Genomic DNA, 22,163 nt, shown 5'->3' on the forward strand with positions numbered 1-22,163 from the left:
CGGCCTTTTCTGAAAACAGTCAGACTTACTTGCTGCCTGGACGCAATGCCGGGAACAGGATCACATCACGGATAGTATGGCTGTTGGTAAACAGCATCACCATACGGTCAATACCGATGCCCAGACCCGCGGTTGGCGGCAGACCGTGTTCCAGTGCGGTGACATAGTCTTCGTCGTAGAACATCGCTTCGTCGTCACCCGCATCTTTGGCATTCACCTGCTGCAGGAAACGCTCAGCCTGATCTTCTGCATCGTTCAGCTCGGAGAAGCCGTTGCCGATTTCACGACCACCAATGAAGAACTCAAAGCGATCGGTGATTTCCGGGTTCTCGTCATTACGGCGGGCCAGCGGAGAGACTTCAGCCGGATATTCGGTAATGAAGGTTGGCTGAATCAGATTCGCTTCTGCCGTCTCTTCGAAGATCTCGGTCACGACGCGGCCCAGACCCCAGCTCTTCTCTACTTTGATGTGCAGGGATTGTGCAATCGCCACGGCTTTGTCGAAGTCTTCCAGATCGGCCAGATCCGTTTCCGGACGGTATTTCTTAATCGCTTCACGCATGGTCAGTTTTTCAAACGGCTTGCCGAAATCAAACTCCTGCTCGCCGTAAGGCACAACCGTGCTGCCCAGCACATCCTTCGCCAGCGTACGGAACAGGCTTTCGGTCAGCTCGATCAGATCTTTGTAATCCGCATAAGCCATATAGAGTTCCATCATGGTGAACTCTGGGTTATGACGTGGCGAAATACCTTCGTTACGGAAGTTACGGTTGATCTCGAATACGCGATCGAAGCCGCCCACCACCAGACGCTTCAGGTAGAGCTCTGGCGCAATACGCAGATACATGTCGATATCCAGCGCATTGTGATGGGTGATAAACGGACGCGCAGAGGCACCGCCCGGGATCACCTGCATCATCGGGGTTTCCACTTCCATAAAGTCGCGGCCCACCATGAACTGGCGAATACCGGCCATGATCTGCGAACGAATTTTGAAGGTGTTGCGAGACTCTTCGTTGGCGATCAGATCAAGGTAACGCTGACGGTAACGGGTTTCCTGATCGGCCAGGCCGTGGAACTTATCCGGCAGCGGGCGCAGTGCTTTGGTCAGCAGACGCAGTTCTGAACAGTGAATCGACAGTTCACCGGTCTTGGTTCTGAACAGTTTGCCACGCGCACCCAGGATATCGCCGAGGTCCCATTTCTTAAACTGCTCGTTGTAGATGCCTTCCGCCAGATCGTCACGTGAAACGTAAAGCTGAATCCGGCCGCCCACATCCTGCAGGGTGACGAAAGAGGCTTTACCCATGATACGGCGGGTCATCATGCGGCCGGCGACGCTGACTTCGATACCCAGCGCTTCCAGCTCTTCGTTGCTCTTCTCGCCATAGCTTTCCAGCAGCTGGTTCGAAAGGCTGTCACGACGGAAATCGTTGGGAAACGCCAGACCGTTGGCACGCAGCGCGCTCAGCTTTTCACGGCGCGTTTTCAGTTCGTTATTTAACTCAACGGCGGTATCAGCGCTCTGCGGTTGTTGTTCAGACATGTCTATAACCCTGCTTTTAAACTAGCTTCAATGAAACGATCCAGATCGCCGTCCAGCACCGCCTGGGTGTTACGCGTCTCTACGCCGGTGCGCAGATCTTTGATGCGTGCATCATCGAGAACGTAAGAACGGATCTGACTTCCCCAGCCAATGTCGGACTTGTTGTCCTCCAGCGCCTGTTTCTCAGCATTTTTCTTTTGCATCTCAAGCTCGTACAGCTTCGCTTTCATCTGCTTCATCGCCTGATCTTTGTTCTTATGCTGAGAACGGTCGTTCTGACACTGGGTGACGGTACCGGTTGGAATATGGGTAATACGCACCGCAGATTCGGTCCGGTTAACGTGCTGGCCGCCCGCACCCGACGCACGATAGACGTCAATGCGCAGATCGGCCGGGTTGATGTCGATATCAATATCGTCATCCACTTCCGGGTAGATAAAGGCGGAGCTGAAGGAGGTGTGACGACGGCCGCCGGAGTCGAATGGGCTCTTACGCACCAGCCGATGCACGCCCGTTTCGGTGCGCAACCAGCCAAAGGCGTAGTCGCCTGATACGCGAATGGTCACAGACTTGATGCCCGCAACTTCACCTTCAGACTCTTCGATAATTTCGGTTTTGAAGCCTTTCGCTTCGGCCCAACGCAGATACATACGCATCAGCATGCTGGCCCAGTCCTGCGCTTCGGTGCCGCCGGAACCCGCCTGCAGATCGATGTAGCAGTCGGCGCTGTCATATTCGCCGGAGAACATGCGGCGGAATTCCAGTTCGCCCAGCTTGCCCTCAAGGACATCCAGCTCGGCAACGGCTTCGTTGAAGGTCTCTTCGTCTTCCGCTTCTACGGCCAGCTCAAGCAGACCCTGCACATCTTCCAGGCCCTGCGACATCTGTTCCAGCGTCTGCACGATGGCTTCCAGCGAGGAGCGCTCTTTGCCCAGCGCCTGAGCACGCTCAGGTTCGTTCCAGACATCGGGCTGTTCCAGCTCGGCGTTTACTTCTTCGAGGCGTTCTTTCTTGGCATCGTAGTCAAAGATACCCCCGAAGAACGTCGCTGCGCTCACTGAGGTCCTGAATACGGTTTTTGACCGGGTTGATTTCAAACATGGCTTTAGCGTCTTTCTTATGTTCGATGGGACAGGAAAATTAACGCACAAGTTTACCCGAAACTGGCGGCAGATTGTAGCGCTGAGACAGCGGGCGGATGCCGGGGTTGCGTGACGTGTCGCATTTGCGTCTTGCAGCGCGCCGACATGCTCGCAGGTAGCGGGCTAATGCAGGGGATAATCAGGCTGTCGCGCCTCTGCCGTGGCCGGAGAGTCGCGACAGCCTGTCTGACTCAGTTCAGCGGCCAGATATGGTCGATGATCAGCTGCACTGAGCGGTTACCGCGATACTCATTAATATCCAGCTTATACGCCAGTTCGACCTGACGAATGCTGCTGTCGGGCCAGAGCGTGGTATCGACATTAAAGGCAATGCCATCGATGAGCGGCCCACCATTCAGCGGCTCGACCATCACTTTCAGATGTCGCTCGCCCACCAGACGCTGTTGCAGCAGCTTAAATTTGCCGTCAAACGCGGGTTCCGGGAACGCCTGGCCCCAGGGACCGGCTTCGCGCAGCATCTCTGCGGTCTGCAGCGAAAACTCCTGCGGCTGTAACGCGCCATCGGACCAGATGATGCCCTGCAGGGATTCGCCATCCAGCCACTCTCCGACCAGGTCGGCAAAGCGCTGACGAAACTCCTCGTAGCGCGCGGTTTCCAGCGATAAACCGGCCGCCATGGCGTGACCGCCGAACTTCAGCATCAGGCCTGGATTCAGCGTATCCAGACGCTCCAGCGCGTCGCGCAGATGGAGACCGGCAATCGAACGGCCCGAGCCTTTCAGCGTGCCGTCGCCCGCCGGCGCAAAGGCAATGACCGGACGATGGAAACGCTCTTTCAGACGAGAGGCAAGAATGCCCACCACGCCCTGATGCCATTCGGGGTGATAAAAGGCCAGTCCCAGCGGCAGATCGCTCTGCTCACGCTCCAGTGCCTGACACAGCGCCAGCGCTTCGCTCTGCATGCCCTGCTCTATCTCTTTGCGCGTCTGGTTCAGCGCATCCAGTTCACTGGCCAGCATGCGCGCCTGGCTGAGATCGTCGGTCATTAACAGTGCTACGCCCACCGACATATCGTCGAGGCGGCCTGCGGCGTTGAGCCGCGGCCCCAGCGCGAAACCGAGATCGCTGGCCGCCAGCTGACGCGCATCGCGATTCGCAATCTCCAGCAGCGCCCGGATGCCTGGCCGACATTTTCCGGCCCGGATACGGCTGAGCCCCTGCCACACCAGAATGCGGTTATTAACGTCGAGCGGCACCACATCGGCTACCGTGCCGAGCGCCACCAGATCCAGCATCTCCGCCAGATTCGGTTCAGTGCGGGTAGCGCCAAACCAGCCCTGGGTACGCAGATGGGCGCGCAGCGCCAGCATCAGATAGAACGCGACGCCCACGCCCGCCAGCGCGCGTGAGGGAAAGTTGCAGTCCGGCAGATTGGGATTCACGATCGCTTCAGCTGCCGGTAAGGTTTCGCCCGGCAGATGGTGATCGGTAATCAGCACCGGAATACCGTGCTGATGTGCGCATTCCACACCGGCATGAGAGGAGATGCCGTTATCGACCGTCAGGATCATCGCGGCACCGCGCGCGCGCGCCTGCTCAACCACTTCCGGACTGAGGCCATAACCATCTTCAAAGCGGCTAGGCACCAGATACTGCACGTTGCCGCCCCCCATGCTGCGCAGCGCCATCACCGTCAGCGCAGTACTGGTTGCGCCATCGGCATCAAAGTCGCCCACAACCATAATGCGGCGCCCATCCAGCAGCGCCTGGTGCAGCAGCGCCACGGCGCTCTCAATCCCGCTTAAGGACTGATACGGCAGCAGGTTTTTCGCACCGCGCTCCAGCTCCGCGGCGTCGCACACGCCGCGTTGCAGATAGAGTCGTTTCAGCAGCGGCGGCAGCGTAGCCGGCAGCGCATCGTCAACCGTCACCTCACGGCGACGCAGTTCCACTTCCTGTTTTAACACCGATTAACCACCACGCTTCTGATTGTCCAGCACCTGCTTCAGCTCCTGCGGCGACTGATAACCCGGGATCATCATGCCGGTGTCGGTCAGCATCGCGGGCGTGCCCTGAATACCGAACAGCACGCCCAGTTTGTAGTGCTGAGCAATATCGATTTTGCAGCTGTCCGGCGCGGCCATCTTCGGCGCATTACCTTTCATCGCTTCATCGAACGCTTTATTGCGATCAGCGCTGCACCAGATCGCTTTCATCGCTGGTTCGATCTGACCATTCAGCCCTTCACGCGGAAACGCCAGGTAGCGCACGGTGATGCCCAGCGCATTGTAGTCCGCCATCTGCTCGTGCAGCTTGTGACAGTAGCCACAGGTGATGTCGGTGAAGACCGTGATCACATGCTGCTCTTTTGGCGCTTTGTAGACGATCATTTCCGGCACCAGCGCCTCGACTTTTTTGTCCAGCAGCTGGTTGGTGACGTTGACCGGCTGTTTGCCGCTGACATCATAGAGCGGGCCCTGAATCATATGCTTGCCGTCATCGGTCACATAGAGCACGCCGCTTTCCGACAGTACGGTTTTAAACCCTGGCAATGGTGACGGGCTGATCTCCGTCTGGTTCAGACCGAGCTTTTTAAGGGATTGCTGAATGGCGCTGTCATCGGCCTGTGCCAGACCGGAAAAGGCGCTGGCTAACAGGGCCAGCATAGCAAAATGCTTGTTCATTTTTATCCTTATGGCCGCGAATCAGGCTCGCGGATGGTGTTGTTGATGCAACTGACGCAGGCGCTCAGTGGCGACGTGCGTATAAATTTGGGTGGTAGAGAGATCGCTATGTCCCAGCAGCATCTGTACGACACGCAGATCCGCGCCGTGGTTCAGCAGATGGGTCGCAAAGGCGTGACGCATCACATGCGGCGATAACTTTTCGCTGTCGATCCCCGCCAGCGTGGCGTAATGCTTGATGCGATGCCAGAAGGTCTGGCGCGTCATCTGCTGTGCCCGATTACTGGGAAACATCACGTCCAGCGTCTGACCATTGAGCAGCCATGGGCGACCATGTTCCATATATTGCTCCAGCCAGTAAACCGCTTCTTCACCTAACGGCACCAGCCGCTCTTTATCGCCTTTACCGATAACCCGCACGACGCCCTGGCGCAGGCTGATGTCGCTGAGCGTCAGTCCAGTCAGTTCAGAGACGCGCAGGCCGGTGGCATAGAGCACCTCCAGCATCGCCTTGTCGCGCAGCTCCAGCGGAATGTTGGTATCGGGTGCCTGCAGCAGCCGCTCAACCTGGGCTTCACTGAGGTCTTTCGGCAGACGCTGCGGCAGTTTTGGCGCGGACAGCAACGCGCTGGGATCGTCCGGGCGCAGCTTTTCGCGATAAAGATACTGGAACAGGCGACGCATCGCGCTGAGCAGCCGCGCTGAGCTGGTCGCCTTGTAGCCGCCCTCCAGCCGTTCGGCCAGGAACTGCTGCAGATCCAGCGGCGTCACACTGAGCAGCGTCAGTTGGTGATGCGTCAGCCAGCCGGTCAGCGTCTGAAGATCCTGACGATAAGAGGAGAGAGTATTCTGCGCCAGATTGCGTTCAATCCAGAGCGCATCAAGAAACTGTTCTGTCAGTTCGCTGTCCTGCACGTTATCTCCGCCGTCTGGTGTAAAATCATGCTCATTATGCCTGATTCAGCGGTGCTTCTGGTACAATTGCGCCAAAGTCAGTATTTACAGAGTGTTATCTGCATGAAAATCGGTCTTTTTTACGGTTCCAGTACCTGTTACACCGAAATCGTAGCGGAAAAAATTCGCGATTTTATTGGCGAAGAGTTAGTAACGCTGCATAACGTCAAAGATGACGACCCGCGCCTGATGGAGCAGTACGACTTGCTGATCATGGGCATCCCGACCTGGGATTTCGGTGAGTTGCAGGAGGACTGGGAAGCCATCTGGACGCAGCTGCCCGCGCTGAATCTGCAAAACAAGATTGTCGCGCTCTATGGCATGGGCGATCAGATTGGCTATGGCGAGTGGTTTTTAGATGCGCTCGGCATGCTGCACGAGTTGCTCCAGCCGATGGGCGTGCGCTTTGTCGGCTACTGGCCGCTTGAAGGCTATGAATTTACCAGCCCGAAACCGCTGAGTGCCGATGGCGCGCAGTTTGTGGGGCTGGCGCTGGATGATGTGAATCAGTTTGAGGTCACCGATGAGCGTGTTGAGCAGTGGTGTGAACAGGTGTTAACCGAAACCGCCGCACTGCTCTGACCGGTCAGGCGCGCTGGTTTGCTGTTGTTGAACCCATGCGCCAGCAGACGATGATTGCCAGCCCTGTTGCCGTTAATGCCGCGCCTTACTGAAGCAGCTGGCGCGTAACGCCCGCCATTCGTCCGGCTGCATATTGTCCTGCATCAGCCACCAGCGCAACGCAGCCCCCTGCTCGCTCTTCGCTACCAGCAGTACGCCAATCGGTAACCACCGCAGCGGCTGGGTGGGCCGCCAGCGTTTTCCCTGCCAGATCCAGCAATGAACGCTTTCCCGCTGCAATGTGCCGTGTCGCCGAATCAATCGCCGGTAACAACGCCAGCCTTCAGCCAGCATCAGCAGAATAACCGGCGTTTTAATCAGCCAGCCGCCCACAGGCAGCGTCATCAGGATTACACCAGGAACGGTAGCCACCAGCCAGGCGCACAGACATCCGCACGCCAGGCGAGAGGGTCGCAGCTTACATTGCCACCGGGCCGCGATCATGGTTACGCTGCTGGATCAGTTTTACCATCCGCTTAAGCTCCGGATCGGCTGGCTCGCCATGATTCATGAGCCAGTTAAACAGATCGGGATCGTCACTCTTCAGCAGGGCAACAAAGACCTGCTTATCCGTGTCGTTCAGCGTGTCATACTCAAATTTGAAGAACGGCATAATCGCCACATCCAGTTCCAGCATGCCGCGACGGCAGGCCCACTGAATACGTGATTTATCATTAATATCCATGCGTCAATTTCCACAATTCACAACGTGGCCGCTAGTGTAACCTGGTTTACTGCGGCTCGCAGGCGCAGCGTCGCAGGCTGTGCAACCTGCCACATTCCAGAACGCGCGTTTTCAAGGTTATCACGCCTTTTGTGCGCCGTTTTCCGTAAACAGGTTGCATTGCCAGTCGGCTCTTTTAACATTGAAGACAATGTTCCGGATGAAGCTTCTTATACAGGATACCTCCATGCCCACTTTTACTTTACCGCCGCGCCAGCCTGCCGCGTCGTCTCGTCTGCCGTTAACCCTGATGTCACTGGATAGCTGGGCGCTGGTTTCCATTACCGGTGCCGACAGCACCGCTTACCTGCAGGGTCAGTTAACGCTGGATGTCGCGGCGCTGGATGCAGACCACCATTCGCCCGCCGCACACTGCGATGCTAAAGGCAAAATGTGGAGCAATATGCGCCTGTTCCATCGCGGCGAAGGCTATGCCTATCTGATTCGCCGTGACCTGCGCGACACCCAGTTGACCGAGTTAAAAAAATACGCGGTGTTTTCGAAAGTGACGATGGCGGCTGACGATGAGTCCGTGCTGCTGGGCGTTGCCGGTTTTCAGGCACGCGCCGCGCTGGCGAAACTGTTTGATAGCCTGCCCGACAGCGAGAAACCGGTCGTGCAGCAGGGAGAAACGACGCTGCTGTGGTTCGCCCATCCGGCCGAGCGCTTTCTGATTGTTACCTCGCAGGCACAGGCTGAGACGCTGAAGCAGAAGCTCAACGATGATGCACAGTTCAATGACAGTCAGCAGTGGCTGGCACTGGATATTGAAGCGGGAATTCCGGTGATCGATCCGGCCACCAGCGTGCAGTTTATTCCGCAGGCCACTAACCTGCAGGCGCTGGATGCCATCAGCTTTAAAAAGGGCTGCTATGCCGGTCAGGAGATGGTCGCCAGAGCGAAATATCGCGGTGCCAATAAACGCGCGCTTTACTGGCTGGCGGGTCAGGCCAGTCATCTGCCCGAAGCCAACGCCCCGCTGGAGTTGCAGATGGGTGAACGCTGGCGTCGTACCGGCAGCGTGCTGGCTGCGGTGCAGTTAGATGACGGCATCAGCTGGATTCAGGTGGTGCTGAATAACGATCTGGAGCCGGATAGCCTGCTGCGGGTTGAAGGTGACGAGGGCGGGCATCTGACCATTCAGCCACTACCCTACTCGCTGACTGAAGAGTGATGTAACGTCCAGGCCCTTCCTTTAACGGAAGGGCCATGCCGCAATCTACTCAGCGCACATAGAAGTAGATAGCGCAGAAGTGGCAGAGACTGCCGCCCAGCACGAACAAATGCCAGATAGCGTGGTTATAGGGAATACGGCGCGCCACATAGAAGATCACCCCCAGCGAATAGATAATTCCGCCTGCGGCCAGCAGCCAGATGCAGCCCGCTGGCAGGATCATCGCCAGCTGATAAACCACAATCAGCGACAGCCACCCCATACAGAGATAGGTCACCAGCGACAGCGCTTTAAAGCGATGTGCAATCGTGAGCTTGAACAGAATCCCGGCCAGCGCCAGCCCCCAGATCACCGCCATTAATCCATATGCCAGCGGCGTCCTCAGCCCGACCAGCAGAAACGGCGTATAGGTGCCCGCAATCAGCAGATAGATGGCGCAGTGATCCAGCTTTTTCAGCCAGGGTCTGGCCGGTCCATCCGGAACCGCATGATAGAGCGTCGAGGCCAGAAACAGCAGGATCATGCTACCGCCATAGAGGCTGTAACTGATAAAAGTGAGGGTGTCCGCCTGCCGCGCAGTGGCCTGGTTGATCATCAGTATCAGCCCGACGATACCGAACAGGCAGCCAAGGCCGTGACTGATACTGTTGGCAATTTCTTCAGCAACTGAATAACCCGCAGCGGGCCGGTGTTTTTGAGAGAGTGTAGTGGTCATATCCGGTTCCTGAACAGCGCCATAGCAGTCATAACTGTTACCCAGCGTAGCCAATAATTTTTTCAGTGTGCACGTGTACGCTAAAATTATTTAGCTGAAATTCACTCTCCGTTAAACCCGGTGCTGAATCTGGTAAACTGACCGCCGGTCAACTGTTCAATGAGCCATCCATGTTTTCGCATCGCGATCTTGCCCGCCTTAACGATCTGGAAATGCAGGTCTATCAGTTCATCATTAAGCATCGCGAAGGCGTCAGCTACATGACGATCCGCGAGCTGGCTGCGCAGGCTGGTGTCTCCACCACCACCGTGCTGCGTTTCTGCCGCAAGATGGACTGCGAAGGCTGGTCGGAATTCCGCATCCGCCTGCGCTTAAGCGAAAAACAGAGCGCGCCATTGCTCAACACGGCGGGTGTCAGCGAGATGCTGAGCTTTTTTAAAAGTATTAATAACCCGGAATTTGAACAGCTCATCGCCCAGGCCGCGCAGAAAATTAATCAGGCTGAGCGGGTCTTCTTTATTGGTGTCGGCACCTCCGGCAGCCTGGCAAAATATGGCGCGCGCTTTTTTTCCAATCTCGGTAAATTCAGTCATGCGATTGACGATCCCTATTACCCGGTCGCTCCCGATCTCTATGAAAATGCCATTGCCATTATTTTATCCGTCTCTGGTGAAACCGAAGAGATCCTGCGTATTGCCAGCCAGTTCAGTCTGAACAAGTGCAGAATCATTGCGATAACCAATACGGAAAGCTGCTCGCTGGCGAAGATTGGTGATTTCAACCTCTGCTACCATGTGCCGATTATCCGTATGGCGGACAACACGGATATTACGACGCAGGTGCCAGTGACCTATATTATTGAAGCGATCGGCCGCCAGCTGGGCAAATAAAACAGCCTGTTTTTCAGGTGTAACAAACGCAATTACTGGCGCGCTGTTATATCGTGACTTTCATTATTGCCTTGCTACACTCAGCCCAATTTCAATATCCGCAATGGGGTGGAGCATGAGTGCAGAATTGCAGTTACCAAAAGGCTTTCTGTGGGGCGGCGCGGTGGCGGCGCATCAGGTTGAAGGCGGCTGGGATCAGGGCGGCAAAGGCGTCAGCATTGCTGACGTGCTGACCGGCGGTTCGCATGGCGTTGACCGGGTGATCACCGACGGCGTGCAGCCTGGCCATTTTTATCCGAACCACAAGGGCGTGGAGTTTTACTCCCACTACAAAGAGGATGTCGCGCTGTTTGCCGAGATGGGCTTCAAATGCTTCCGCACCTCCATTGCCTGGACCCGCATTTTCCCCAACGGGGATGAGCAGCAGCCCAACGAAGCGGGTCTGCAATTCTATGACGATCTGTTTGATGAACTGCTGAAGTATGGCATTGAACCGGTTATCACCCTTTCGCACTTCGAAATGCCTTATCACCTGGTCAAAGAGTATGGCGGCTGGCATAACCGTAAAGTGGTCGACTTCTTTGTGCGCTTCAGCGAAGTGGTGCTGAATCGCTATAAGAACAAAGTGAAATACTGGATGACCTTTAACGAGATCAACAATCAGCGTAACTGGCAGTATCCGCTGTTTGGTTACTGCTGTTCAGGCGTGATCTTCACCGAACACGAGAAGCCTGAAGAGGCAATGTATCAGGTGATGCACCACCAGTTTGTTGCCAGCGCCAGAGTGGTCAAACTCGGTCACGCTATCAATCCTGACTTTCAGATTGGCTGCATGATCGCCATGGTCCCGGTCTACCCGTTTTCCTGCCATCCGGACGATGTGGTGCTGGCCCAGGAGTCGATGCATCAGCGCTATGTGTTCAGTGACGTGCAGATGCGCGGCTACTATCCGGCGTACACCCTGAAAGAGTGGGCGCGCAAAGGGTATAACATCCAGATGGAAGCGGACGATGCCGCGACGCTGCGCCTGGGTTGCGCCGACTATGTCGGCTTCAGCTACTACATGAGTAACGCCGTGAAGACCGATGCCAGCGGCGTTGACGACCCGATTACCGGCTTTGAAGGCGTGGTGAAAAACCCGCATGTGAAAGCGTCAGACTGGGGCTGGCAGATCGACCCGGTGGGCCTGCGCTATGCCATGAACGAGATGTACGAGCGTTATCAGAAGCCGCTGTTTATTGTGGAAAACGGCTTTGGTGCTATCGATAAGCCCAATGCCGACGGGCTGATTGAAGATGATTACCGTATCGACTATCTGCGTGCGCACATCGAAGAGATGAAGAAAGCCGTGACATATGATGGCGTCGAATTAATGGGCTATACGCCGTGGGGCTGCCTGGATTGCGTTTCGTTTACCACCGGCCAGTACGACAAGCGTTACGGCTTTATTCATGTGAATAAAAACGATGATGGCAGCGGCGACTTTTCTCGTGCGAAGAAGAAGAGCTTTAGCTGGTATCAGCAGGTTATCGCCAGCAACGGCGAAAACCTCTGATTCATTACTGAAACCCGTTAACGCCCACCGGCAGCGTCAATGATACTGCCGGTGACGTAAGAGGCCGCGTCGCTGGCCAGCCAGACGATCGCTTCCGCCACCTCTTCTGCCTCACCGCCACGTCCCATCGGGATAATGCTGGCAAGCCGATCCACCCTGCCTGGCTCGCCGCCATCGGCATGCATCTCTGTATAGATGAATCCCGGACGGACGCCGTTAACCCGAATCCCCTGCTGCGCCACTTCCAGCGACAATCCTTTCGTCAGCGTATCCATCGCCCCTTTTGAGGCGGCGTAATCGACATATTCACCAGGCGCACCGGTACGTGACGCGGCCGACGAGACGTTTACGATCGCGCCGCCCTGACCGCCGTGATGGGTGCCCATCCGCTTCACCGCCTCACGACAACAGAGAAAGGTCCCGATGACGTTGGTGGCAAAGACCTTATGCAGGCGCGCCGCATCCAGCTGCTCTGTACGGCACTGCTGAAACAGAATCCCGGCGTTGTTCACCAGCAACGCCAGCGGCACAGACTGCTGGTCGAGCTGCGCAAACATTGCCATCACCTGGGCTTCATCACTGATATCCGCCTGAACCGCAAAGGCTTCACCCCCCTGCTGCTGGATCTGTGCCACCAGCTGTTGCGCTTCTGCCTCGCGCTGACGGTAGTTCACCGCAACCCGATAACCCCGCGCGGCCAGTAACAGCGAGGTGGCCCGTCCGATACCGCGGCTGCCACCCGTAACCAGTGCCAGTTTCATGCTGATTCTCCAGAAAAAAGGGCCGACGAAGCGGCCCCTGATGGTTAATGCTTGTCTGTGCGAAGATTACTGATAGTCGCTCATCGGCACGCAGGAGCAGAACAGATTACGGTCGCCAAATACATCATCCAGACGTTTCACCGTCGGCCAGTATTTGTTGTGGCTGCCCGCCGGGAAGACGGCCAGTTCGCGACTGTAAGGATGTGACCACTCGCTGACGATTTCCAGCTGGGTATGTGGCGCATTCACCAGTGGATTGTCGTCCAGCGGCCATTCACCTGCCGTAACCCGGTCAATTTCCATGCGGATCGCCAGCATCGCGTCGATAAAGCGATCCAGTTCGATTTTGCTCTCAGACTCGGTCGGCTCCACCATCAGCGTGCCTGCCACAGGGAAGGACATGGTCGGGGCGTGGAATCCGTAATCGATCAGGCGTTTAGCGATATCCAGCTCACTGATACCGGTTTGCTCTTTCAGCGGGCGGATGTCGAGAATACATTCATGCGCCACGCGTCCTTCACGGCCAGTGTAAAGCACCGGATAGGCGGACTGCAGGCGGCTGGCGATGTAGTTGGCATTCAGAATGGCGACTGAACTGGCCTGCTTCAGCCCTTCCGCACCCATCATGCGAATGTACATCCAGCTGATCGGCAGAATAGAGGCGCTGCCAAACGGCGCTGCGGAGACCGCGCCCTGCTGCGTCAGCACACCGTCAATCTGCACCACGCTGTGCCCCGGAACAAACGGCGCCAGGTGCGCTTTCACGCCAATCGGTCCCATACCCGGACCGCCGCCGCCGTGCGGAATGCAGAAGGTTTTATGCAGATTGAGGTGCGAGACATCGGCGCCGATGTAGCCCGGCGTGGTAATGCCGACCTGCGCATTCATATTCGCGCCATCCAGATAAACCTGGCCGCCGTACTGATGCACAATCTGGCACACCTCACGGATGGTCTCTTCGTAAACGCCGTGGGTGGACGGATACGTCACCATGATGCAGGAGAGCTTATCGCCCGCCTGCGCCGCTTTTTCGCGCAGGTCGCCGAGGTCAATGTTGCCCTGTTTATCGCAGGCCACCACCACCACGTCCATGCCCGCCATCTGGGCGGATGCCGGGTTCGTACCGTGCGCCGAGCTCGGTATCAGGCAGAGATGACGATCGCCCTCGCCGCGGCTTTCGTGATAGCGGCGGATCGCCAGCAGCCCGGCATATTCACCCTGCGCGCCGGAGTTCGGCTGCATACAGAGTGCGTCATAGCCGGTAAGCTGCACCAGCCACTGTGAAAGCTGGCCGATCATCTGCAGATAGCCGGTCGCCTGTTCCGCCGGGCAGAACGGATGCAGCTCCGCAAATTCCGGCCAGGTGATCGGGATCATTTCGGCGGCGGCATTCAGCTTCATGGTGCAGGAACCGAGCGGGATCATCGCCTGATTCAGCGCCAGATCCTTTTTCTCCAGGCTGTGCATGTAACGCATCATCTCGGTTTCGCTGTGATGACGGTTGAACACCGGGTGGGTCAGGATTTCGCTGTGGCGTTGCAGGCCAGCCGGAATCGCGTGACTTTCACTGGCGACTTCGCTGTCGAGCTTTTCCAGATCCTGGCCGTGCTCATCACCCAGCAGAATAGCGAACAGCGCCAGAATATCGTCGCGGCTGGTGGTTTCATCCAGCGTGATGCCAACGGCGTTATGGATGTCGCTGCGGAGGTTAACGCCAAAGCTCAGGGCGCGGTTCAGCACGGCGGCTTTATCCGCCACTTCCACCGTCAGCGTATCGAACCAGTGCTGATGGCGCAGCTTCAGGCCGCCCTGCTGCAGTCCGGCTGCCAGAATATTCGTGAAGCGGTGAATGCGTGAGGCAATGCGTTTCAGACCGGCCGGGCCGTGGAACACCGCGTAGAGACCGGCGATGTTGGCCAGCAGCACCTGCGACGTACAGATGTTGGAATTAGCCTTTTCACGGCGGATATGTTGTTCGCGGGTCTGCATCGCCATACGCAGCGCCGTATTGCCCGCGGCATCACGTGACACACCGATGATGCGGCCTGGCATGGAGCGTTTATGCTCATCGCGGCTGGCGAAGAAGGCGGCATGCGGGCCGCCGTAACCCATTGGCACGCCGAAGCGCTGAGCGGAACCAAAGACGATGTCTGCGCCCTGCTTACCTGGCGCTTCCAGTAACACCAGCGACATAAAGTCCGCCGCCACGCTGACCACGACTTTACGTGCTTTCAGCCCGGCAATCAGCGCGCTGTAATCGTGCGCTTCACCCGTTGTGCCCACCTGTTGCAGCAGCACGCCAAACAGGTCGTCGTGATCGGATGCTTTGTCGGCGCTGTCAATGATCAGTTCGAAGCCGAACGTCTCCGCACGTGTACGGACCACATCCAGCGTCTGCGGATGAATATCGTCGGCAATGAAGAATTTATTGGCGTTTTTGAGCTTACTGACGCGTTTTGCCATTGCCATCGCTTCGGCGGCGGCAGTGGCTTCATCCAGCAGTGAAGCAGACGCGATATCCATGCCGGTGAGATCCAGCGTCAGCTGCTGGAAGTTCAGCAGCGCTTCCAGACGGCCTTGTGAAACTTCAGGCTGATACGGCGTATAGGCGGTGTACCAGCCTGGATTCTCCAACATGTTACGCAGGATGACCGGCGGGGTGATGACCGCGCTGTATCCCATACCGATCCAGGATTTGTACCGCAGATTCTGGCTGGCAATGGCTTTCAGTTCGGCCAGCGCCTGCTGTTCCGTGGCGGCTTCGCCCACCGCGGGCGGGCCAGGCAGCTGAATGTCTGCCGGCACAATCGTGCTGATTAACGCGTCCAGCGAACGGGCACCAATCGCGTCAAGCATCTGCGCCTGCTGCTCAGGTGAAGGACCAATATGGCGCTCGATGAATGCACCGTTGTGTTCTAGCTGGCTGAGAGTCTGAGTCATTAGCAGTAAATCCTGAATCGGGCTGGGGGAACCGGAGAGCAAACAGAAATCTGCGGCCTCTGCACGAGGCCGCCTGACGACTACTCGTCGATGGAGGCTTTGTAAGCATCCGCATCCAGCAACATGTCGATTTCAGACGCGTCGCTGGCTTTGATTTTGAATAACCAGCCGCCGTCATAAGGCTCGCTGTTGACCTGCTCCGGTGAGTCGGTCAGCGCTTCGTTGACCGCCACAATCTCACCGCTGATCGGCGCATAGATGTCTGAGGCTGCTTTAACGGATTCAGCCACCGCGCACTCTTCACCGGCAGCAAACGTCGCGCCCACTTCAGGCAGATCAACAAACACCATGTCGCCCAGTAACTCCTGCGCATGTTCCGTAATCCCCACCGTGTAGCTGCCATCAGCTTCTTTGCGCACCCATTCGTGGCTGTCGCGGTACTTCAACGTATTCGGCACATTGCTCATTGGCCATTTCTCCTGAATAAAATTTACTGGGCGACCGGTTTACCGGCGCGGACAAAAACGGGACGGGTAACCTGAACCGGCATCTGGCGGTTACGGATCTCAACGATGGCAGTGCTGCCGATAGAGGCTGGAACACGCGCCAGGGCGATGCTGTAACCCAGCGTCGGTGAGAAAGAACCACTGGTGATGATGCCTTCCTGCAACTGCCCCTGGTCATCGGTGAAACGCACCGGCTGGCCGTTACGCAGCACCCCTTTTTCTGTGAGGATCAGCCCCACCAGTTTTTCGGTGCCACGTTCACGCTGCAGTTCCAGCGCTTCCCGGCCGATGAAATCGCGATCGGCGGGTTCCCAGCAGACGGTCCAGCCCATGTTGGCGGCCAGCGGTGACACGCCTTCATCCATCTCCTGACCATAAAGATTCATACCCGCCTCCAGACGCAGCGTATCGCGTGCGCCAAGGCCAGCCGGTTTTACACCAGCGGCCAGCAGACGCTGCCAGAAATTGGCCGCTTCTTCTGCGGGCATCGCAATTTCATAGCCCGCTTCGCCGGTGTAGCCGGTCGTAGCGATAAACAGGTCACCTGACTGCACACCGAAAAACGGCTTCATGCCAGCGACAGCCAGACGCTGTTCTTCGCTGAACAGGGTCTGCGCTTTCTGCTGCGCCTGCGGCCCCTGCACGGCAATCAGCGCCAGGTCATCACGTTCGGTGAGCGTAATGCCATAGCCCTCTGCGTGTTGGGTAATCCAGGCGAGGTCCTTCTCACGGGTCGCGGAGTTCACCACCAGCCTGAAGAACGTTTCGCTCATAAAGTAAACAATTAAATCATCAATGACGCCACCTGAAGCATTCAGCATGCCGGTGTAGAGCGCTTTACCCGGCTGCGTCAGTTTTGCCACATCATTTGCCAGCAGGTAGCGCAGGAATTCGCGGGTACGCGGACCTGTCAGGTCAACAATGGTCATGTGAGAGACATCAAACATACCGGCGTCGCTGCGCACCACATGATGTTCATCCATCTGGGAGCCATAGTGCAGCGGCATCATCCAGCCATGAAAATCTACCATGCGGGCACCGCAGGCCTGATGCTGTTCAAACAGAGGTGTTTGCTGAGTCATAACCATCCTGTGCAGAAGCGGTTGAGTGCAAAAGTGCGCCGGAATTAAGGGCCGACGCAAACGTTCTCTTACGGCTGACGTTACCACCGAATCTGACGATTAACCATAAGCAAACCGGGGTCGAAAGCAGATGCACAGCCTAACCAGGAACAGCTGACCACAGGATAAAAAACTGCAATTTTGTGATTAATCGCGCAATAAATGCAGGGCCTTTAAATATACGCAGCAAATTTATGCGGGATGGCATTCAGGATGTTAAAAAAATTCCGCACTCTGCCAGGAGATGAATGAGAAAAAGTAATGCGAATTCGGCCGCAAAATTAGAATAAATCAAACGAAGATCCCTGATGGTGCAGCGTTGCCTTTTGGTGGTGCAGAGGGGTTAAGGGATAAAAAAAGCCAGCAGATGCTGGCTTATCAGAAGGTGTGGATTTAGCGTAGCCAGGCGGGCAAATCATTCAGGCCCATCGCCTGCTTCAGCATCATGGGTTTTACCCCGGGCAGGCGATCGGCCAGTTTCAGACCGACATCGCGCAGCAGTTTTTTTGCCGGATTATTACCGGCGAACATTTCACGGAAGCCCTGCATTCCCGCCAGCATCATGGCAGCACTGTGCTTACGGCTGCGCTCGTAGCGACGCAGATAAAGGTGCTGACCAATATCTTTACCCTGCTGATGCAGACGGCGAATTTCACCAATCAATTCGGCGGCATCCATAAAGCCAAGGTTAACGCCCTGACCCGCCAGTGGATGAATGGTGTGGGCCGCATCGCCCACCAGCGCCAGACGGTGTGCCGCAAAGTTGCGGGCATAGCGCGCCACCAGCGGGAACGACTTACGCTCGCTCTCGAGCTGGCACAGGCCAAGGCGCATATCAAACGCCACCGAGAGCTGCTGATTGAACAGCGCTTCCGGCATGGTTTCCAGACGACTCGCTTCCTGCGGCGAGAGCGACCAGACGATGGAGCTCAGATGGGGATCCTGCATCGGCAGGAAAGCCAGAATGCCGTCGCCGTGGAACACCTGGCGCGCTACCGCATCGTGAGGCTTCTCAGTGCGGACGTTAGCCACTAACGCATGGTGATCGTAATCCCAGAAGGTCAGCGGAATGTCGGCTTTGTTGCGCAGCCAGGAGTTAGCCCCGTCAGCGGCAATCATTAATCGCGCGCTTAACATGCTGCCATCCTGCAGAGTAATAAAGGCTTCGTTGTCGCCAAATGCCACCTGCTGTAACTGCGAGGGTGCCATCAGCGTTACGTCACTGCAGGCGCTGGCGCGTTGCCAGAGCGCGTTATGAATCACCGGATTTTCGATGATATGGCCCAGATGCGACAGGCCCTGCTGCTCATCATCAAAGGCGATGGTGCCGAAACTGTCCTTATCCCACACTTCCATGCCGTGATATGCGCGGCAGCGCAGCGAGAGAATGGTCGACCAGACATCCAGCTTCTGCAGCAGCCGTTCGCTGGCAGCATTGATTGCCGACACGCGAATGGACGGAGACGCACTCAGCGCCAGCGGTGGCTCCGGCGATTTTTCCAGCACGGCGATGCGCAGCCCGCTGCCCTGCAAGCCGCAGGCCACCGCCAGCCCCACCATACCGCCACCGGCAATCACCACATCAAAAGTTTGCATCTGAGCCTCTTTATTAACGCTTAACCCAGCCAAGCGTACGCTCAGCCAGTTGATTTCGTAACCACGGCAGATGATCCATCGCCAGCAGACCCAGGTTGCGACCGGCCACCATCGGGCCATAGCGATTCGCAAAGACACGAACCAGACCGTCGGTAATACCGATAGTCGCGGCGCGGTCGGGCTGACGACGCTGCTGGTAATGGTTCAGCACCGCATAGCTGCCGGGGTCCTGCTGCTGGCGATGGGCGGCGGCCAGGGTTTCGGCCAGCGACATCACATCCCGCAGGCCAAGATTGAAGCCCTGTCCGGCAATCGGATGCAGCGTCTGCGCTGCATTGCCCACCACCGCCACGCGGTGGGTCACGGGCGAGATCGCCCGGTGGAGTGCCAGCGGGTAATATTCACGCTGACCGGTGTGGGTGAATTTGCCCAGGCGCCAGCCAAAGGCACGCTGAAGCTGGCTCAGGAATTCGGCCTCGCTCCACTGCTCAATGCGTTCACGCTGCGAAAGCGGATGACACCAGACCAGTGACAGACGGTTGCCGGACATCGGCAGCAACGCCAGTGGGCCATGTTCGGTGAAACGCTCGAATGCCCGGCCCTGATGAGGCAACGCAGTGGTGACATTGGCAATCGCTGCGAGCTGCTGATAGTCGTCCCGCTGCCACTGAATACCGCACGAGGCGGCCAGCGCAGACCGCGTGCCATCCGCCGCCACCAGCAGTTTGCCGCTCAGTTGCTCGCCACTGTCCAGCGTCACCTCTACCTGCTGCTCGCTGCGTTGGGCATGCGTGACGCGCGCCGGACAGCGCAGCGTCACGCCTGGCGCTTTTTTAAGTTCAGCAAACAGCCGCTGACCGACGTCAAACAGTTCGACCACCTGTCCCAGCGCCGGAATCGCGTAATCAGCCGCTGCCAGCGACACAAAGCCAGCGTGCCCGCGGTCGGAAACATGGATATCGGTAATCGGGGTGGCACAACTGGCGATGCGATGCCACAGATTGATGTCCGCCAGCTGCTGGCAGGTGCCGGCAGAGAGCGCAATCGCGCGGCCATCGAAACCAGGATGCGCCCGACTGCCAGGCTCACTGCTTTCAATCAGCGTCACCGGCAGTGTGCCCTGAGTAAGATGGGAGATCGCCAGCGCCAGCGTCGCCCCGGTCATGCCGCCTCCGGCAATCAGAATCGTCATGCCTGTTTTGCCGCCGCCATCAGTGCTTCAATCTCATCGGCCTCTTTCACCACGCTGTCGGTGAGATTTTCGATACCCTCTTCCGTGATCACTATGTCATCTTCGATTCGGATACCGATGCCGCGATACTGTGCGGGCACGTCCGCATCCGGCCCGATATAAAGACCCGGCTCGACGGTTAACACCATACCTGGCTCCAGGATCCTGTCGCGGCTCGGCGTGCCATAGTGACCAACATCGTGCACATCCAGTCCCAGCCAGTGCCCCAGGCCATGCATGTAAAACTGGCGATGCGATTCTTCAGCGATCAGGGTATCAACGTCGCCTTCAAGAATGCCCAGTTCAACCAGACCGGTGATCATGATGCGTACTACTTCATCATTCACTTCACGGATGCTGACGCCAGGGCGGAACATCTCAAGCGATCGGTTCAGCGAAGCCAGCACGATGTCGTAAATCGCGCGCTGCGCCGGGCTGAATTTGCCGTTAACCGGGAAGGTGCGGGTGATATCGCCCGCATAGCCGTAGAATTCACAGCCTGCATCGATCAGCACCAGATCGCCGTCACGCATCTCACTTTCGTTTTCGGTGTAGTGCAGAATGCAGCCGTTCTCACCGGCCCCCACAATGGTGTTGTAGGAGGGATAACGCGCGCCGTGGCGGGTAAATTCGTGATGAATCTCCCCTTCGAGCTGGTACTCAAACATGCCGGGCTGACAGATTCGCATGGCACGGGTATGCGCCAGTGCGCTGATTTCCCCGGCGCGACGTAACAGTGCAATCTCCTCTGCATCTTTGAACAGGCGCATTTCATGCACCCACGGTCGCCAGTCAGTGACGGTAGCGGGCGCACTGAGATTCTGACGGAAACCGCGACGCAGCTTGTCCAGCGCGCTGAACACCAGCGTATCCGCATGGGCATATTCGCCCTGCGCATGGTAAATAACGTCAAGGCCATTCAGCAGCAGGTGGAGTTGTTCACCGATATCATTCCAGGGTAAGGCACGATCAACGCCCAGTTTTTCGGGAGCCGCCTCCTGGCCCAGCCGACGGCCAGACCAGACTTCCGCTGCCGGGTCACGCACGCGATTAAACAGCACGCTGTGATTATGATTTTCGTCGCTTTTGATCAGTACCAGCAGTGCCTGCGGCTCGTTAAAGCCGGTGAAATAGCTGAAGTCGCTGCTCTGACGAAACGGGTATTCCGTGTCATTACTGCGTGTCACTTCTGGCGCAGCAAAAATCAGCGCTGCGCTACCAGGCGCCATCTTTGCCAGCAGCGCCTGACGACGCTGCTGGTATCGTTCCAGTGAAATCATCTCTGCACTCCCTGTAAACTGACTGGTTAAACGCGTTGACCTGAAATTAGTGTAGCGTCGGTTTTTGCACTTCTGGAGCGGTGGGCTGGGGACGGGTAAACGTATCGTGGCACAGCAGTGCGGCGACACGTACATACTCGATCACCTCTTCCAGCGACTGCTCCAGCTCTTCCTGGTCTTCATCTTCTTCGTAACCAAGCTGGGCGATAGTGCGCAAATCGTCGATTGCTTCGCCGGTTTCGCCGGTGACCTTATCCAGTTTAGGCTGTGTTACGCCCAGGCCGAGCAGAAAATGGTTAACCCAGCCTGCCAGTGCATCTGCGCGGTCAAAGACAGTGATGTCATCGTCAGCAGGAAGCATCAGCTGAAACAGGAAGCCGTCATCTTCCAGCGTGGTGGCCGTGTGCTCGTGCAGCGCCGCCAGCGGCACGGCAAGAGTGTGTGAAAACGCCATGCCTTCGTTAGCCAGATCGTGTACCAGCGTCTTCCAGCTGGTGTCCTGGTTACCGCCACAGAGGATCCCGCTCAGCAGGCCATGCATTTCCGCGGGCGTCATGCCAACGCCCTGCTGGGAGAGCACAGCCGCGAGCGCGTTGTAATCGGGGGTTGCGTTCTGTAAGGACATAAGTTTTCATCGTCGTTGGCAGAATAAGTTCGTGTTATGCTACCACTAGCTGCCTCAAGGTTTCCAGAAAAGGGGTTGTATCTTATTTCGTGGGTCTATATAGTTGCCCGCCTCCCAAGCCATTGACTGCTAAGGGA

The 22,163-nt window shown here is 57.1% G+C and carries 20 protein-coding genes; 4 read left to right on the forward strand and 16 right to left on the reverse strand.

Annotated features, from left to right (window positions below; translation table 11 throughout):
- Positions 1-25 precede the first annotated feature (25 nt).
- The 5 genes from lysS to xerD all read right to left on the reverse strand — a co-directional run bounded on the left by lysS (position 26) and on the right by xerD (position 6,248).
- A complete protein-coding gene (gene lysS / locus FA92_RS14350) occupies positions 26-1,546 on the reverse strand; it encodes a lysine--tRNA ligase (RefSeq protein WP_033783998.1) in 1,521 nt (506 codons plus the stop codon).
- Positions 1,547-1,548: 2 nt separating this feature from the next.
- A protein-coding gene (gene prfB, locus FA92_RS14355; protein ID WP_098052461.1) for a peptide chain release factor 2 occupies positions 1,549-2,647 on the reverse strand; the annotation gives its coding sequence in 2 pieces (ribosomal slippage) (positions 1,549-2,571 and positions 2,573-2,647; 1,098 coding nt in all).
- Between the two features lie 232 nt (positions 2,648-2,879).
- Positions 2,880-4,616 carry a single-stranded-DNA-specific exonuclease RecJ gene (gene recJ, locus FA92_RS14360; protein WP_033783999.1) on the reverse strand — a complete coding sequence of 579 codons (1,737 nt, stop codon included), beginning with the start codon at positions 4,614-4,616 and terminating at the stop codon, positions 2,880-2,882.
- A 3-nt stretch (positions 4,617-4,619) separates the two neighbouring features.
- On the reverse strand, positions 4,620-5,333 hold the full coding sequence (dsbC, locus tag FA92_RS14365) for a bifunctional protein-disulfide isomerase/oxidoreductase DsbC (protein ID WP_013358933.1): 714 nt from the start codon (positions 5,331-5,333) through the stop codon (positions 4,620-4,622).
- A gap of 21 nt (positions 5,334-5,354) precedes the next feature.
- Positions 5,355-6,248 (reverse strand): site-specific tyrosine recombinase XerD, encoded by an 894-nt coding sequence (gene xerD, locus FA92_RS14370; RefSeq protein WP_013358934.1) that lies wholly within the window; start codon positions 6,246-6,248, stop codon positions 5,355-5,357.
- 102 nt (positions 6,249-6,350) lie between these two features.
- Here xerD and fldB point away from each other — a divergent pair, with 102 nt between their 5' ends.
- Positions 6,351-6,869, forward strand: a complete 519-nt coding sequence (gene fldB, locus FA92_RS14375; protein WP_033733827.1) for a flavodoxin FldB — start codon at positions 6,351-6,353, stop codon at positions 6,867-6,869.
- Between the two features lie 72 nt (positions 6,870-6,941).
- On the opposite strand, the gene FA92_RS14380 is transcribed toward fldB, so the two are convergent.
- Positions 6,942-7,352, reverse strand: a complete 411-nt coding sequence (locus FA92_RS14380; RefSeq protein ID WP_033784000.1) for a protein YgfX — start codon at positions 7,350-7,352, stop codon at positions 6,942-6,944.
- Positions 7,327-7,593, reverse strand: a complete 267-nt coding sequence (sdhE, locus tag FA92_RS14385) for an FAD assembly factor SdhE (protein ID WP_013358937.1) — start codon at positions 7,591-7,593, stop codon at positions 7,327-7,329. The genes FA92_RS14380 and sdhE overlap by 26 nt, the downstream gene beginning before the upstream one ends.
- Positions 7,594-7,819: 226 nt before the next feature.
- Between sdhE and ygfZ the strand changes: the two genes are divergently transcribed.
- Positions 7,820-8,806 (forward strand): tRNA-modifying protein YgfZ, encoded by a 987-nt coding sequence (gene ygfZ / locus FA92_RS14390; protein ID WP_033784001.1) that lies wholly within the window; start codon positions 7,820-7,822, stop codon positions 8,804-8,806.
- Positions 8,807-8,855: 49 nt separating this feature from the next.
- On the opposite strand, the gene FA92_RS14395 is transcribed toward ygfZ, so the two are convergent.
- Positions 8,856-9,521, reverse strand: coding sequence for a hemolysin III family protein (locus FA92_RS14395; protein ID WP_013358939.1), 666 nt, complete (start codon positions 9,519-9,521; stop codon positions 8,856-8,858).
- 170 nt (positions 9,522-9,691) lie between these two features.
- Between FA92_RS14395 and FA92_RS14400 the strand changes: the two genes are divergently transcribed.
- A complete protein-coding gene (locus FA92_RS14400) occupies positions 9,692-10,411 on the forward strand; it encodes a MurR/RpiR family transcriptional regulator (RefSeq protein ID WP_013358940.1) in 720 nt (239 codons plus the stop codon).
- A gap of 115 nt (positions 10,412-10,526) precedes the next feature.
- Positions 10,527-11,966, forward strand: a complete 1,440-nt coding sequence (locus FA92_RS14405) for a 6-phospho-beta-glucosidase (protein ID WP_033784002.1) — start codon at positions 10,527-10,529, stop codon at positions 11,964-11,966.
- A 17-nt stretch (positions 11,967-11,983) separates the two neighbouring features.
- Here FA92_RS14405 and FA92_RS14410 read toward each other — a convergent pair whose 3' ends face one another.
- From FA92_RS14410 to FA92_RS14445, 8 genes are all read right to left on the reverse strand, one after another.
- Positions 11,984-12,727, reverse strand: a complete 744-nt coding sequence (locus FA92_RS14410) for an SDR family oxidoreductase (protein ID WP_033784003.1) — start codon at positions 12,725-12,727, stop codon at positions 11,984-11,986.
- Positions 12,728-12,793: 66 nt separating this feature from the next.
- Positions 12,794-15,667 carry an aminomethyl-transferring glycine dehydrogenase gene (gene gcvP / locus FA92_RS14415; RefSeq protein WP_033784004.1) on the reverse strand — a complete coding sequence of 958 codons (2,874 nt, stop codon included), beginning with the start codon at positions 15,665-15,667 and terminating at the stop codon, positions 12,794-12,796.
- Between the two features lie 80 nt (positions 15,668-15,747).
- The gene (gene gcvH / locus FA92_RS14420) at positions 15,748-16,134 is read right to left on the reverse strand and encodes a glycine cleavage system protein GcvH (RefSeq protein ID WP_033784005.1); all 387 of its coding nucleotides are present in this window, start codon (positions 16,132-16,134) and stop codon (positions 15,748-15,750) included.
- 23 nt (positions 16,135-16,157) lie between these two features.
- A complete protein-coding gene (gene gcvT, locus FA92_RS14425) occupies positions 16,158-17,255 on the reverse strand; it encodes a glycine cleavage system aminomethyltransferase GcvT (RefSeq protein ID WP_033784006.1) in 1,098 nt (365 codons plus the stop codon).
- Between the two features lie 432 nt (positions 17,256-17,687).
- Positions 17,688-18,890: an FAD-dependent 2-octaprenylphenol hydroxylase gene (gene ubiI / locus FA92_RS14430; RefSeq protein WP_033733677.1), complete on the reverse strand. Its 1,203-nt coding sequence runs from the start codon at positions 18,888-18,890 to the stop codon at positions 17,688-17,690.
- Between the two features lie 13 nt (positions 18,891-18,903).
- On the reverse strand, positions 18,904-20,082 hold the full coding sequence (gene ubiH / locus FA92_RS14435) for a 2-octaprenyl-6-methoxyphenyl hydroxylase (protein WP_033784007.1): 1,179 nt from the start codon (positions 20,080-20,082) through the stop codon (positions 18,904-18,906).
- Positions 20,079-21,401, reverse strand: coding sequence for a Xaa-Pro aminopeptidase (gene pepP / locus FA92_RS14440; RefSeq protein ID WP_081917164.1), 1,323 nt, complete (start codon positions 21,399-21,401; stop codon positions 20,079-20,081). The genes ubiH and pepP overlap by 4 nt, the downstream gene beginning before the upstream one ends.
- Positions 21,402-21,447: 46 nt before the next feature.
- Positions 21,448-22,026: a YecA family protein gene (locus FA92_RS14445; RefSeq protein WP_033733679.1), complete on the reverse strand. Its 579-nt coding sequence runs from the start codon at positions 22,024-22,026 to the stop codon at positions 21,448-21,450.
- Between the last annotated feature and the right edge of the window lie 137 nt (positions 22,027-22,163).

This window comes from Pantoea sp. 9140 (assembly GCF_000745295.1).
GTDB lineage: Bacteria > Pseudomonadota > Gammaproteobacteria > Enterobacterales > Enterobacteriaceae > Pantoea > Pantoea vagans.